16 protein-coding genes, 1 tRNA gene and 1 riboswitch are annotated in these 14,480 nt (G+C 55.8%); of the genes, 8 read left to right on the forward strand and 9 right to left on the reverse strand.

Annotated features, from left to right (window positions below; genetic code table 11):
- Positions 1-9 precede the first annotated feature (9 nt).
- Positions 10-152, reverse strand: a riboswitch (FMN riboswitch).
- A gap of 68 nt (positions 153-220) precedes the next feature.
- Positions 221-694, reverse strand: a complete 474-nt coding sequence (locus DS901_RS07645; protein ID WP_113776337.1) for an outer membrane protein assembly factor BamE — start codon at positions 692-694, stop codon at positions 221-223.
- A gap of 69 nt (positions 695-763) precedes the next feature.
- On the opposite strand from DS901_RS07645, the gene DS901_RS07650 reads away from it, so the two are divergent.
- From DS901_RS07650 to DS901_RS07685, 8 genes are all read left to right on the forward strand, one after another.
- The gene (locus DS901_RS07650) at positions 764-1,321 is read left to right on the forward strand and encodes a YceD family protein (protein WP_113776338.1); all 558 of its coding nucleotides are present in this window, start codon (positions 764-766) and stop codon (positions 1,319-1,321) included.
- 162 nt (positions 1,322-1,483) lie between these two features.
- Complete coding sequence (gene rpmF / locus DS901_RS07655; protein ID WP_113776339.1) at positions 1,484-1,690, forward strand: 50S ribosomal protein L32; 207 nt, start codon at positions 1,484-1,486, stop codon at positions 1,688-1,690.
- Between the two features lie 22 nt (positions 1,691-1,712).
- On the forward strand, positions 1,713-2,834 hold the full coding sequence (plsX, locus tag DS901_RS07660) for a phosphate acyltransferase PlsX (RefSeq protein ID WP_113776340.1): 1,122 nt from the start codon (positions 1,713-1,715) through the stop codon (positions 2,832-2,834).
- Positions 2,835-2,839: 5 nt separating this feature from the next.
- Positions 2,840-3,811, forward strand: a complete 972-nt coding sequence (locus DS901_RS07665; protein ID WP_113776341.1) for a beta-ketoacyl-ACP synthase III — start codon at positions 2,840-2,842, stop codon at positions 3,809-3,811.
- A 97-nt stretch (positions 3,812-3,908) separates the two neighbouring features.
- Positions 3,909-4,211, forward strand: a complete 303-nt coding sequence (gene ihfA / locus DS901_RS07670; protein WP_113776342.1) for an integration host factor subunit alpha — start codon at positions 3,909-3,911, stop codon at positions 4,209-4,211.
- 4 nt (positions 4,212-4,215) lie between these two features.
- Positions 4,216-4,785: a MerR family transcriptional regulator gene (locus DS901_RS07675; RefSeq protein ID WP_113776343.1), complete on the forward strand. Its 570-nt coding sequence runs from the start codon at positions 4,216-4,218 to the stop codon at positions 4,783-4,785.
- A 59-nt stretch (positions 4,786-4,844) separates the two neighbouring features.
- Positions 4,845-4,921, forward strand: a tRNA-Pro gene (locus DS901_RS07680).
- Between the two features lie 62 nt (positions 4,922-4,983).
- Positions 4,984-6,069 carry a 2'-deoxycytidine 5'-triphosphate deaminase gene (locus DS901_RS07685; RefSeq protein ID WP_113776537.1) on the forward strand — a complete coding sequence of 362 codons (1,086 nt, stop codon included), beginning with the start codon at positions 4,984-4,986 and terminating at the stop codon, positions 6,067-6,069.
- Here the strand turns inward: DS901_RS07685 and DS901_RS07690 are convergent.
- The 8 genes from DS901_RS07690 to DS901_RS07725 form a co-directional block, all read right to left on the reverse strand.
- Complete coding sequence (locus DS901_RS07690; protein WP_258546676.1) at positions 6,059-6,247, reverse strand: hypothetical protein; 189 nt, start codon at positions 6,245-6,247, stop codon at positions 6,059-6,061. The two genes, DS901_RS07685 and DS901_RS07690, sit on opposite strands and share 11 nt — an antisense overlap.
- Positions 6,248-6,290: 43 nt before the next feature.
- Positions 6,291-6,935, reverse strand: coding sequence for an SMC-Scp complex subunit ScpB (scpB, locus tag DS901_RS07695; protein ID WP_113776344.1), 645 nt, complete (start codon positions 6,933-6,935; stop codon positions 6,291-6,293).
- Complete coding sequence (locus DS901_RS07700) at positions 6,928-7,725, reverse strand: segregation and condensation protein A (protein ID WP_113776345.1); 798 nt, start codon at positions 7,723-7,725, stop codon at positions 6,928-6,930. Before DS901_RS07700 ends, scpB begins: the two co-directional genes overlap by 8 nt.
- 6 nt (positions 7,726-7,731) lie before the next feature.
- On the reverse strand, positions 7,732-8,721 hold the full coding sequence (nagZ, locus tag DS901_RS07705) for a beta-N-acetylhexosaminidase (RefSeq protein WP_113776346.1): 990 nt from the start codon (positions 8,719-8,721) through the stop codon (positions 7,732-7,734).
- The gene (locus DS901_RS07710) at positions 8,722-9,573 is read right to left on the reverse strand and encodes an SPOR domain-containing protein (RefSeq protein ID WP_113776347.1); all 852 of its coding nucleotides are present in this window, start codon (positions 9,571-9,573) and stop codon (positions 8,722-8,724) included.
- 72 nt (positions 9,574-9,645) lie between these two features.
- Positions 9,646-11,385 carry an arginine--tRNA ligase gene (gene argS / locus DS901_RS07715; protein WP_113776348.1) on the reverse strand — a complete coding sequence of 580 codons (1,740 nt, stop codon included), beginning with the start codon at positions 11,383-11,385 and terminating at the stop codon, positions 9,646-9,648.
- 94 nt (positions 11,386-11,479) lie between these two features.
- On the reverse strand, positions 11,480-13,315 hold the full coding sequence (locus DS901_RS07720; RefSeq protein WP_113776349.1) for a cation:proton antiporter: 1,836 nt from the start codon (positions 13,313-13,315) through the stop codon (positions 11,480-11,482).
- Positions 13,305-14,477: a deoxyguanosinetriphosphate triphosphohydrolase gene (locus DS901_RS07725; protein WP_113776539.1), complete on the reverse strand. Its 1,173-nt coding sequence runs from the start codon at positions 14,475-14,477 to the stop codon at positions 13,305-13,307. Before DS901_RS07725 ends, DS901_RS07720 begins: the two co-directional genes overlap by 11 nt.
- Positions 14,478-14,480 lie beyond the last annotated feature (3 nt).

The raw sequence follows: 14,480 nt of genomic DNA on the forward strand, positions 1-14,480 counted from the left end.
CCTGATTTGCTCTATTCTCTTTCATCCGGACTATGACCGTCGGCTCAGGCATCGCACCTGATCTGCTGACCAAGGGGAACCCCTTGCGCTCGCGGGCTCGTCCCGAAAGACATACCGCCGGTGGGGAATTGCGCCCCGCCCTGAGAATATGCCGCCCAAAAACAAGCGGCCCTTGCTAGTTAGGCAAGGGACGCGGAAAGATCAAGCGGTTGGCGTGGTGTTAGCTATCGCCCAAGAAAGTTCCGGCATCGATCTGCCCCAATGAGCCAAGCATCTGCCCGATAAAGGTAATATCTTGGATGCCATCATCCGTTACGCGGCGATCAAGCGAAACGACCTGCCCGTCTTGCAATGTATAGCGTGCCACGTCTTGGGTGACGTTGTTTTCATCAAACCGAATGGCAACAACTTGGCGGTCCACCTCTTTGGGGGCAAAGGCCCCGTAATGCACAAATTGGCTAGACGCATAGTAGACCGCGTTATTGGCGATCACACCTTCGGACATGGGTGGCCCAAATCGCGCGATCACGTCAGCGCGTGTCGTCTGGCCCAGTGTCACCTCGGTCAGATCTTCGGGAGACGGCGCGTATCCGTGGAATTTGTCGATCTTGCTGCACGCCGATGTGGCCGCCAAAACCAATACAACCCCTGCAATCCGTGCAGCGATGTGGAATTTACCTGATGTCTTGCTCATGACTGGCCTCTTGCTTTGGCGTCTTATGCCTTTTATCCCCACTATATCACCACCCGCCCCTGATCAAGAATGGAAGCACCTTTGGCCCAATTGCCGACATCACTGTTACGTATTGCTGATTTGCCAACTCGCAAACCCACGACATTCGATCTGACCCCAACCGCCGATGAGCGTAAAGCGATCGCGCAGATGTTAGATGTCATCGCCGTGAAAAAGCTGCGGTTCACGGGGGAATTGAGCCCACAAGGCCGGACCGACTGGGCATTAAACGCGAAACTTGGCGCGACAGTCGTGCAGGCTTGCGTTGTCTCGCTTGATCCGGTCACAGCACGCATCGATGAAGATATCGGCCGCCGTTACTTGGCCGAAGTGGCCGAGATTGATGCCGCAGAGGTCGAAATGCCCGAAGATGACAGCATTGATTTGTTGCCCGACTCGCTTGATGTCGCGCAGGTGATGATTGAGGCCTTATCGCTAGCCCTGCCCGCCTATCCGCGTAGCGCGGATGCTGCTTTGACACAGGTGAACTTTAGTGAACCGGGCACCGCGGCCATGACCGACGAAGACGCAAAACCGTTTGCGGGTCTCAGTTCTTTAAAAGAAGCCCTTGAAAAAAGGGAAGAATAAGCGTCTAAGCCGCACATCGGAAAAAAGGTTGCGTCATATTAATTTCACAGTATGTTCGCGGCCTCTTTATATCTCTCTCGACAGGGCGGCCAGATTGGCGTAGGACCCCGCGAGAATGCACGAAATCAGGGCCGTCGGCCCTACTTATCATAGGGTTGAGACATGGCTGTCCAGCAGAATAAAGTATCCAAATCACGCCGCAACAACCGGCGCTCGCACGACTCACTTGTCGCGGCGAACCCCAACGAATGCGACAACTGTGGTGAGCTGAAGCGCCCACACCACGTGTGCCCATCTTGCGGTCACTATGCGACACGCGAAGTGATTGCAGACACGACAGAAATCGATCTGGACGAAGACGCAGCGTAAGCTACGGCAAAGGTACAGTAGCATGACGCAAAGCCAGACGGATACCGCTTCCACGACGGCAACTGACGCGTCACATGTACTTTCCGTCGATGCGATGGGCGGCGATAAAGGGCCTGCAACTGTTGTTGCGGGCCTTTCAAAGTTTCTACGCAAAAATCCAGATGCTCGTATCATCGCGCACGGACCAGAATCAGAGCTGACCCCCCTGCTTGCCAAGCATAACATCACAGACCGTGTGTCCATTCACCACGCGGCAGATGTCGTTATGATGACCGACAAGCCCAAGGTCGCGTTCCGCAAGGGCGACACCACATCAATGTGGTCCGCCATCGCAGCGGTGCGATCAGGTGAAGCATCCGTTTGCGTCAGCTGTGGCAACACTGGCGCGTTGATGTTGATGTCAACAATCAGATTACGCAAAACAGACGGGGTGAACCGCCCTGCCATCGCCTGCCTTTGGCCATCACGCAACCCGGCCGGGTTCAACGTGATGTTGGATGCAGGCGCTGATATTAGCGCGGATCAGGATGATCTTTTGACCTACGCGCTGATGGGGGCGTCATATGCGCGCAATGGGCTTGATATTATGCGCCCACGCGTTGGGTTGCTGAATGTCGGCACCGAAGACCACAAAGGTCGTGCTGAACTTAAGGTCGCCAATGAAATGATTGCCGCAGCCGCAGATTCGGGCGGGTTCGACTATGTTGGTTTTGTTGAAGGCGGCGATCTGCCAACCGACAAAGTTGATGTCGTTGTGACAGACGGGTTCACAGGCAATGTCGCGCTTAAAACCGGTGAAGGCACTGCGAACCTGATCGGGGATTTGCTGCGCGAAAGCCTGATGAAGACACCCTTGTCGATGCTAGGCGCGCTGTTAGCGCGTGGATCGCTCAAACGGTTAACCAAGCGGATCGACCCGCGCCGCGTGAATGGCGGGGTCTTTTTGGGATTAAACCAGACCGTCATCAAGAGCCATGGATCCGCCGATGCAACCGGAGTTGCAGCCGCGCTTCACCTTGCTTACCGCTTGGCACAAAACGGCTTTTCGGAAAAGCTGGCAGCACGGGTTGCATCTGTCGCGGCACTTGCCCAAGATGTCCCGCATGACACTGGCACCGAAAAACCAGGCACCAAAACAGGCTAAAACGCATGACACGTCGCGCAGTTGTTAAGGGTATCGGGCATTATCTGCCTGAACGCATTGTTCCAAACGCTGAATTTGAAAAGACCCTTGATACATCAAACGACTGGATCGTCTCGCGCTCTGGGATTGAGCGCCGCCATTTCGCAGCCGAAGGTGAAACAACATCACAACTAGCCACCCATGCGGCCAAAGCCGCCTTAGAAATGGCCGGAATGGATGCCAATGACATCGACGCGATCATTGTTGCCACATCGACCCCAGATAACACCTTCCCTTCCGCCGCAACCATGGTGCAATCCGCACTTGGCAACACCACAGGGTTTGCTTTTGACGTTCAGGCGGTATGTGCCGGGTTCGTCTATGCCATGAGCAACGCAAATGCGATGATCCTTGCGGGGCAAGCGGACCGCGTGCTGGTGATCGGCGCAGAAACATTTAGCCGCATCATGGATTGGACAGACAGGTCAACGTGCGTCCTATTTGGTGACGGCGCTGGCGCACTGATTCTCGCGGCCGAAACTGGCAATGGCACCAGTGATGACCGTGGAATTTTGGCGACCGATTTGAACTCTGATGGCCGCTATAAAGACCTGCTTTACGTCGACGGCGGGGTCGCGACACAAAACACGGGCGTCTTGCGTATGGAAGGCAAAGAAGTCTTCCGTCACGCAGTCGAAAAATTGGCGCAAACCGCCGATGCCGCCTTGGAAAAAGTCGGGCTCAGCGCTGAGGACGTTGATTGGGTCGTGCCGCATCAGGCCAATATTCGGATCATCCAATCCACGGCGCGCAAGCTCGGCGTGGGTATGGACCGCGTTGTGGTCACGGTCCAAGACCACGGCAACACCTCTGCCGCATCGATTCCCCTCGCGCTTTCGATTGGGGTGTCTGAAGGCAAAATTAAGCCCGGCGACCTTGTCGTGACCGAAGCAATCGGCGGCGGATTGGCTTGGGGCGCAGTTGTATTGCGCTGGTAGCCTAGAAACACCGGGTTAACCCGACTTGCCAAGCCCTTGTTATTGACTCTGAATTTACCTCGCGCCTATGCTAGTAAAAATTGGTAGGGGAAGAGTAATGGTAGACAAAACACTAACACGCATGGATCTCGCGGATGCAGTCCACTCCGAAGTTGGATTGTCGCGCAACGATAGCGCCGATCTGGTCGAAAGCGTGCTGACCCATGTGTCCGATTCTTTGGTCGCTGGCGAATCTGTCAAAATTTCTTCTTTTGGAACATTTGCGGTGCGCGAAAAAGCTGCCCGTGTGGGTCGCAACCCAAAGACCGGCGAAGAAGTCCCTATTCACCCGCGCCGCGTCTTGACGTTCCGCCCTTCGCACCTGATGAAGGATCGCGTAGCCGCAGGTAACAAGTCCTAATACAATGGCCAAAGCCAAAGACGCATTTCGAACGATCAGCGAAGTCGCTGAATGGCTTGACACGCCAACCCATGTGCTGCGTTTTTGGGAAAGCAAATTCACGCAGATCAAACCGGTCAAAGGTGCCGGCAGTCGCCGGTATTACCGTCCCGCAGATATGGAATTGCTGGGCGGCATCAAACAATTGCTGCACGAAGATGGGATGACGATCAAAGGCGCGCAGAAACTGCTGCGCGAACAAGGTGTCAAACATGTTGCGACACTGGGCAAAACCTTGGCCCCGGCCGCGGCCCCTGAACCCGTTGTCGCCGAAAAAGTTGCTCCTCAAGCGCCGGACGTCAGCACGGCTGCCCCGGCGACTGATCCAACGCCAAGGCAAAACAGCCTGCCGTTCGAAGAGACGCCTGTTTTTACAATCGACGTCGCTCCGCTACCTGATGCATTTCCAGACTTGCCCGGTCGTCTTGTCGGGACACGACTTGCGGATAAGGCGGAGATCAGCGGGCGGGCCGCCCAGATCGCGCCGCTGCTGGCGCGTCTTGAACACCTGCGTAACCAGATGCACAAACAGTAGCCATGGCGATGCGTTTCGGGCTTGCTCCCACATCCATTTCGGGTATGAAAGCGCCTAGTCGGGCTATAGCGCAGCCTGGTAGCGCGTCCGTCTGGGGGACGGAAGGTCGCAGGTTCGAGTCCTGCTAGCCCGACCAATCATAACCGCCCGCTTGCGTCACAACGCAGCGGGCGTTTTGCGATCCAAATGGGGGCTTTGATGCAAACACCCGGCGTTCTTGCTGATCACCAAATCCGCGCGTTGATTGCGGCTGAACACATCAGTGCCACAGCCCCAATCACCGATGCGCAAATCCAGCCTGCCTCGCTTGATCTGCGGCTCGGATCGACCGCTTACCGGGTCCGCGCGTCGTTCTTGGCGGGGAGCAATCGCCGCGTCCAAGATCGTTTAACCGATTTTCAAATGCACGCGATTGATCTGGACGGCGGTGCCGTTTTGGAAAAGGGCTGCGTTTATGTGGTCCCATTGATGGAAAGCCTGTCGCTGCCCCAAGGGATGACCGCCGCTGCGAGCGCGAAATCATCCATCGGGCGGCTTGATTTGCTGACCCGCATTATTACAGACCAAGGTGTTGAATTTGACCGTGTACCTGCCGGGTACACCGGCCCGCTTTATGTTGAAATCTGCCCGCGCTCGTTTTCGGTGGTGGCGCAGCCCGGACAAATGCTGAACCAAATCATTTTTAGGCAAGGCAAGACCATCATGTCCGACGATGATCTGCGTCGCCTGCATGCGCAGACACCGATTGTTTCCGGCGATCCAGTGATTTCAGATGGGTTGGGGTTTTCTGTTGATTTACGCCCCGCCAGCGGAAATTTGGTCGGCTACCGCGCCAAACCACATACGGGTGTCGTTGATCTGTCCAAGCTGGACCACTATGCCCCCGATGAATTTTGGGAACCGGTGCATACGAATGACGGCTGGATCATCCTTGATCCGGGTGCTTTCTATATTTTGGTGAGCCGCGAATCGATCATCATTCCACCGCTACAAGCCGCCGAAATGGCCCCCTATCTGGCAATGGTCGGCGAATTTCGGGTCCATTACGCAGGGTTTTTTGACCCCGGTTTTGGTTATGCAGATGCGGGCGGATCTGGGTCGCGCGGTGTGCTTGAAGTCCGCTGTCACGAGGCCCCGTTTGTGCTTGAGCATGGGCAGGTCGTGGGGCGACTGGTCTATGAACATATGGCGGCGATGCCTGACGCCCTTTATGGGCGCGAGATTAAATCAAACTACCAAGGCCAAGGGCTTAAGCTGTCTAAGCATTTCAAATCTAACGCATAAACCGGCGCATAATCCGCATTCCCTTGCGGGCCCTTTGCAAGTTTTGTTGTGCAGATTGGGCTGATTGGCGCTCTTGCGGCGTCATATCTTCGGTGTTTTTACCACGGTTAGATGCCATTTTGATGCCGCCATTCATCAGCATCCGCATCCCCATGTTGATCAAACGGTTCATATTCATTGGCGCAGTCCTAATTGTTCCTGCCAACATTACCAGAGAATGATCATTCCTCAAACAGCTCTGTCTGATCATCGTTACCGTCCGCATTGTCTTCTTCATCAGGCACATCAACCACGCCCGGCGGCGGACGGTTTTCCAATAGACCTGCGGCGCGCAGGTCTTTGAGCCCCGGTAGATCGCGTGCGCTTTCCAAGCCAAAGTGATCAAGGAAGGTTGCGGTCACCACAAATGTCACAGGACGGCCCGGGGTCATCCGGCGGCGTCCAAACCGTATCCATTCAAGCTCGATCAACTGATCCAAAGTCCCCCGGCTGACGCTGACCCCGCGAATTTCTTCGATATCTGCGCGTGTTACCGGTTGATGATAGGCGATAATGGCCAAGGTTTCGATCGCCGCACGCGATAGCTTGCGGGTCTCAACCGATTCTTTTTGCATCAAAAAACCGAGATCAGGTGCCGTGCGGATCGCCCATGCATTGTCGATCTTCACAAGGTTCACGCCCCGTCCCTCGTAGCGTTTACGCAAATAGGCGATAGCCTCGGCCGGATCGCAACCATGTGGCATCCGCCCGATCAAATCCTGCACGCTGACCGGATCCGCAGAGGCAAAAAGAATCGCTTCGACCATGCGTTCTTGTTCGCCAATGGGCGGTGCTTCGAAAAGGCTGTCATTTTCTGGTTTAGACATCGCGCGGGGCCCTTTTTCGAATTTCAATCGGCGCAAAGCTTTCGCCTTGGCGCAATTCAATTTTACCTTCTTTTGCCAGCTCAAGACTGGCCGCAAAGGTAGCAGCCGTGGTCGACCGCCGCCGCTGCGGGTCGGCATCCCAGCCTTCGGGCAGATAGCTGGAAATATCGGTCCAATCGCCGGCAAAACCAATCAGATGACGCATTCTTTCAAGGGCTTGCTCCATCGTCATCACGTGCTGACGATCCATCACGAAGGGCCGGAAATCATCGCGGGTGCGGATACGCGCATAGCCCTGCATCAGGTCCAACAATGTCGCGGTATATGTCACGCGGCGCACACGCTGCACGTCTTCGGTGATACCACGCGCGAAAAAATCGCGCCCCAATTGATCGCGCGCCATAAGTTTGGCAGCGGCATTTCGCATCCCCTGCAAACGTTCAAGCTGAAACGCCAAATGCGCGGCAAGCTCTTCGCCGGATGGGCCTTCTTCCTTGGGATCGGGCGGCAAAAGCAGCCGCGATTTTAGAAACGCGAGCCATGCCGCCATCACCAAATAATCTGCCGCCAATTCAAGACGCAGTTGTTTAGCCTTTTCGACAAAGGCCAAATATTGTCGCGCAAGCGCCAGAATAGAGATTTGGCGCAGATCCACCTTTTGCGTACGTGACAGCGTTAACAAAAGATCAAGCGGGCCTTCAAACGCGCCCACATCAACGATCAGCGCCTCGGCAGCAACCCGGTCGCTAACGCTGATTTTATCGTCGGAAAGGTCGAAATTTTCTTGCATCACTTCTCACGCTAATAGCGTTTCAAGTTCGGCCTCCAATGCCGCGATGTCAACAATTTCGGCGGATTTGCGTTGCAAAAGCGCATTTTGGCCGCGTTTCTGCGCTGCATCGGTCATCATCCCAGAGGTTTCGGCGACCATTTGCATCTCGTCCTTATCGCCGTTGCAGTGCAAAACAAGATCGCACCCCGCCGTAATTGCGGCTTGCGCCCTGTCAGCGACAGTACCAGACAGTGCCTCCATTGAAATATCATCCGTCATCAATAGCCCATCAAAACCAATCTCAGTGCGGATCACATCGATCATCGCGGGAGAGGTTGTCGCGGGCCCATCGGGGTCAATCGCAGTAAAGACGATATGTGCGCTCATCCCCATCGGTAGGTCAGCAAGCGCTTTGAAAGGGGCAAAATCTTTGGCGTGTAGATCCGCAAGATCGGCGGTTACGGTAGGCAATTTCAAATGGCTATCAACCGCCGCGCGCCCGTGGCCGGGAATATGTTTCAACACGGGCAGCACGCCACCCGCCAAATGCGCATCAGCGCAGGCCCGCGCCGCCGCGACGACAGTGTCCACATCACGCCCATAAAGACGGTTTTGCAAAAAAGGATGCGTCGCGTCTTCGGCAATATCCGCCAAGGGGGCGCAGTTCACGTCAATCCCAACGCTGCGCAGATCATCGGCAATCAGGTGATTCCTGATCCAATGCGCACGCAGCGGGTCGCGCGCACGATCCATTTGATCAAGCGCCGGCAAAAATTCGCGCCAATGCGGGCTGCGCATTCGCTGCACCCGCCCGCCCTCTTGGTCGATCAAAATCGGGGCATCACGCCCCACGGCATCACGTAGATCAGCGGTCAGGCGACGCAATTGGGTCGGGTTATCGATATTCCGTGCAAATACGATGAACCCAAAAGGCTGCACATCACGAAAAAAATCGCGTTCCCAAGCAGTGATTTCCAAACCCTCAGGTCCAAAAATCGTCGCGTTCATCTGCATTTAGTTAACCACTACCGCGATACAATCCGCGCCTTCGGCTTCGAGTGCCGCGCAGAAACGGCGGGCTTCGGCACGGTCTTCGAACCCACTGGCGCGCAAGCGATACCATGTCCCGCTGGATTGATCAGACACTTGAATGACGCGTTCTTTCCCAGCCAGTAGCGTGTCAAAACGCCCTTCGATCAGCGCCCATTGGGTTGCCGCCAATTCAGGCGAAGGAAACGCGCCAAGCTGCACAAGGTTTGTACCAACCGCAAAACTGGCTGAGTTCACCGCGATTTCGTTATTTGTTGCAGCGACAGGCGCTGCCCGCAGGCTCGCGGGGCGAATGACGGGTCGTAATGAGCGAGCAACGCCCGGCACATCGGCGGCAATCGTGACGATTTGCGCGACTTCGGGATTTGCGTCTTCGGCGGTTTGGCTGGCGATTGCTAGGATTTCGCCGACAACCGCATCCGCTTCGGCCTGTGTCAAATCCGTCGTCATCGCAAATGCGTCGACTTCAGCAACAGGCTGCGCGTCCAAATCTTCTTGTGCCAGACCCGCCGTCGTTGGTGCGAGCACGAGACGATCCTCTGGGCCACCTGCCTCGCCGATGGCGGCAACTTCATTCACAGAAAGCCCCGTATGCGTCGCGACAGCCCCACCAGGATTATCGGGCAAGACACGCATTTCGCCTTCCATTGCGCGCACAACAGGAATGCCGGTGACGTCGCGCATGATCAGCTTATAACCCCAAAAGCTGACCCCAAGGATCAGCGCAAGAGACAGGCCAGCGCCTGCGAAATTCATGATGGTATTGGTGCGCGATGCGTCACCCGATGGGGCGAACCCTTCGTTGTAAACTGCCATTTCTGCCTCACTGCCCGCGCCTTTTTGGCTTATGGGTCCGTTATTACTCAGCTCGATCCAGCAGTGTGTGCGTCAACGCATCTCTTCTGCCGGAGTGACACCAAGAATACCCAATCCGTGCGAAATAACAATCGCTACGGCGCGGATCAGGGCGATTTTCGCCTGTGTGGCATCTGAATCACTCTCTTGGACAAACCGCAGGGCAGTTTCATCGTTACCGCGGTTATAAAGCGCATGGAAATCCGACGCCAAATCATAGAGATAAAACGCGATCCGGTGCGGTTCGTGGCCTTTTGCGGCGATCTCAACAAGGCGGGGCCATTCGGCAATTTTCTTGATCACACCCAGTTCAGCGTCATGTGACAGACCTGACAGGTCGATCCCGGCAAGCGTGGCATCATCCACAGCCGTAAACGCACCCGCCTTTTTCACCGCAGAGTTCACGCGCGCATAAGCGTAGTTCACGTAGAACACCGGGTTGTCTTTGGATTGCTCCAGCACCTTGTCGAAGTCAAAATCAAGCGGCGCGTCATTTTTGCGCGTCAGCATGTGGAACCGCGTCACATCGGGGCCAACTTGTTTCACGACATCGGCAAGCGTGACAAAGGTCCCTGCCCGTTTGGACATTTTGAACGGCGCGCCGTTTTTATACAGCTTCACCAATTGTGTTAGCTTCACATCTAGCGGCACTTTGCCATCAGACAACGCAGAAACAGCCGCCTTCATCCGTTTGACATAACCGCCGTGATCGGCACCGAACACGTCGATCAGCTGATCAAATCCGCGCTGTACCTTATCATAGTGGTACGCGATATCAGGCGCGAAATAGGTCCAAGCCCCGTCAGATTTCTGTACAGGCCGGTCCACATCATCACCGTGTTCTGTTGACTTAAACAACGTCTGTTCGCGCGGTTCCCAATCTTCGGGCATTTTGCCTTTTGGCGGTTCAAGCACACCACGATAGATCAGGCCTTTTTCATCCAACTCAGCAATCGCTTTTTCAATCAATCCTGTGCCATACAGCGATTTTTCAGAAAAGAAATTGTCCATGACAACGCCAAGCGAGGCCAGATCAACGCGGATCAGGTCCATCATCGTGTCCGTTGCGAATTCCCGAATTTCAAGCAACCAGACGTCTTCGCCCTTGTCCACAAACGCATCGCCAACTTTGGCTTTCAAAGCTTCCCCCACCGGGATCAGATAATCACCAGGATAGGTGCCGTCAGGAAACGCAACCTCTTGGCCGTGCGCTTCAAGGTAGCGCAAATAGACAGAGCGTGCGAGCACATCGACCTGCGCCCCGCCATCGTTGACATAGTATTCTTTGGTCACATCATAGCCAGCATAATCCAGCAGGCGCGCCAGCGCATCGCCGAATACGGCCCCGCGTGTGTGCCCCACATGCAGCGGCCCGGTTGGGTTCGCAGACACATATTCAACCAGCATTTTGGCGTTTTGGCCCAATATGGATTGCCCGAATTTGGGATCCGTCAACGCAGTCTTGACAACGCCCTGCCAAACACCCGCATCGAGCCGCATGTTCAAGAACCCCGGTCCGGCGACCTCGGCCACTGTGATCATCGGATCATTCAGCAGTTTGGCGGCCAATGCATCTGCAATCGCGCGCGGGTTCATTTTAGCAGGTTTCGCCAAAACCATCGCCGCGTTGGTCGCCATATCCCCATGGGCTGCGTCGCGTGGCGGCTCAACGGACACGGCCGCCGTAGACAGGCCTTCGGGCAGTGTTCCTTCGGCCACCATCTGATCAAGGCAAGCAATTACACGGGTACGGATATCGGCAAACAGGTTCATAGCAATCCTTTAGCCCCAATTGGGGATCATCTTATTTGGCCCGGGTTTACCACCCTATCCGCGCAGGTCAATGCGGCCTGCACGGGCCGTTGTGCTAGCTATCCGCGGGCGGCTGTTCACCGTCTTCGTCGCCAGGAGGACGCATCGCGATGATCCGCACGTCCGGCGCGGGTTTAACCTCTTCATCTTTACGGATCAATTTAATCGCGCCAGCGGTGTCAATCCGGGCGAAAAGATGCGCCTCTGGGCGGTTTTGCCGCCAATGTTGCAGCGTGTATTCTTCGGTCAACCGCGTCACACGGAAGGTCCAGCCTTGCGCGATCAATGCCTCTAACCCGTGATGGGTTTCTTCGGGACCAAACTTGCGCCCGCCGAGTGTACGCGGCAATTGGTGGCGCGCGCTGTCGTTCTTGGCGCGCATCACTTGAAACACGGAATCGCGGCCAAATTCGGGGGCCAAATCCGTCGCGACAAGCGTGTTGTAGGCGTCATTGTCAGTGGCTGCGACCAAGGTCGCATAGCTGATCAGTTCAAGCCGCTGTTCTGCGGCCTCGGACAGAATGTCGCCGGAAAACGTCGGAATTCCAGCCGCACGCGCACTGCGTAGATTGCCAAAGTTAGGGTCAGTCATCAGCACGGGCACATCCGCCTTTTTCAACGCCGCAGCAAAGGCCGTTGTCCACTTTGACCCGCCGATCACCACGACCCCCGGCACATCCGCACCCGTCAGCCCCAGCCAGCGCGCAAAAGGTGCCAACGTAAACCCGTGCAATACCACCGTGAATGCCACAAGAACAAACGCCAGCGGCGCAATCAGTGGCGCATCTTCAAAGCCAAGCCCGATCAGCCGATCCCCAAACAAGCCTGCAACAGCGACCAACACCACCCCCCGCGGGCCGGTGAAGGCCACAAGGATTTGTTCTTTGTACGGCACGCCGGAACCTAAAAGAGCGACGAACACTGTCAACGGGCGCGCGACCAAAACAACCAATGCGACAAAGGCAAACGCGCGGAAATCAAGCTGCCGTAACGCAGAAAAATCAAGGCTCGCTGCGAGCAGAATAAACACGCCTGACACCAGCAAAACGGTGGCGTGTTCCTTAAAGCGGCGCAGCTCTTCGTAGCTGGGCAGGTTCGCATTCGCGATCACGATCCCCATGATCGTCACCGCCAATAGCCCGCTTTCGTGCAAAACATGATCCGAGAGACCAAAGATGCCCAAAAGCAGCGCAAACAGCACAGGCACTTTCATGTATTCTGGCACAAGACCGCGTTTGAATGCCCGTGCGAGACCATAGCCTGCCACCACACCAAGCAGGGTCGCAAAGCCAATCCCGATCACCAAATCCATGATCGCCGCGTTCACGGTGGTGGCCGTGTTCATCACCAGCACAACTTCAAACGCCAGTACCGCCGCCAAGGCCCCAATAGGATCATTCACGATGGCTTCCCACTGCAACAGGGCCGCCGGGCGTTTTGACAGGCGGGCTGTGCGCAGCAAAGGCGCAATCACGGTGGGTCCTGTCACAATCATGATACCGCCAAAGACCGCCGCGCTTTCCCACGAAAGCCCCGCCCCATAGCGCAATGCAAGCGCCGATGTCAGCCAGCCAAGCGGCGCACCGATAAACACAAGTCGTCGTACGCCTTTGGCCGCATCAGACAATGAATGAAAGTTGAGCGTAAGCCCCCCCTCGAACAAGATAATCGCAACCGCAATCGAAATCATCGGCGCCATCAACGGCCCAATATCGCGCGCGGGGTCAAAAACACCTGCCACTGGGCCGATCAAAACCCCAGCAACCAACATCAAAACAATCGCGGGCATGCGAAGACGCCACGCCACCCATTGCGACCCAACGCCAAGCGCGCCAACAAGCGCAAACGCCATCACAGGAGCCATCGCTCCTACTTCTGATTCAACTGCCATCGATAACTCCTGCTGGAATTTCTTCACCGCCGATCAGGCGGGTATGTTCTTGGATCGCGAACCGGTCCGTCATTCCCGCGATATAATCCGCAACAATCCGAGCAAGCGCGGTTCTATTCGGCGCATCCGCCACGTCCTTGCGCCATTGTTTTGGCAACTCGTCAGCATTTTCCATGAAAAACGGGAAAAGGTCATCAACCATCTTGGTAACCACCACACGCATATCAACAACGGCGGGCGCGCGGTACATACGGGTGAATAAGAACTTGCGAATAACCTTAAGGTCTGTCCAAAGTTCGGGTGAAAATTGCACCATCATGCGGCCCGCATGGCGAATGTCGTGCACACTAGCCGGATGTAGTTCGGTTAGGTTGCGCTGGCTGACCTTGATGACATCTTCGACCAAGACACCAAAGAAACGGCGCAGGGCTTCGTGGCGGCGGCGGTAATAGTTCAGACCGGAGTATTTGGCATCCACACGGGCAAAGCAGTCACGCAGGATTGGCAGTTCCGCCAGATCATCTGTGCTGAAAAGCTCCGCACGAAGTCCGTCATGTAAGTCATGGTTATTATAAGCAATATCATCCGCAAGCGCGGCAACTTGCGCTTCGGCACTCGCATGTGTGTGCAGTTCAAGATCGTGACGATCATTGTACGCCGCCAATGCGTAAGGAATATCCCCCGTCACAGGCCCATTGTGCTTGGCGATCCCTTCCAGGGTCTCCCACGTCAGGTTCAGCCCATCCCATTCGGCATAGTGCCGTTCCAGATCGGTGACGATCCGCAGGGCCTGTGCGTTGTGGTCAAACCCGCCGTAGGGCTGCATCAGCGCATCAAGCGCCTCTTCTCCGGTGTGGCCAAACGGTGTGTGCCCAAGATCATGGGCAAGCGCGATGGCTTCGGTCAGCTCAACATTTAGTCCCAATGTGCCCGCAATCGTCCGGGCCACTTGGGCGACCTCAATTGAATGGGTCAGACGTGTGCGAAAATAATCGCCTTCATGTTCGATAAACACTTGGGTCTTATGCTTGAGCCTGCGAAACGCCGACGCATGGATAATTCGATCGCGATCGCGTTGAAAAGGTGAGCGAAAATAACTTTCCTCTTCGGTATAAAGCCGCCCGCGCGGGTTTTGCGGGTCGGTTGCATAAGGGGCTGCCATTGA

The sequence above is a fragment of the Loktanella sp. D2R18 genome, assembly GCF_003318235.1.
GTDB lineage: Bacteria > Pseudomonadota > Alphaproteobacteria > Rhodobacterales > Rhodobacteraceae > Yoonia.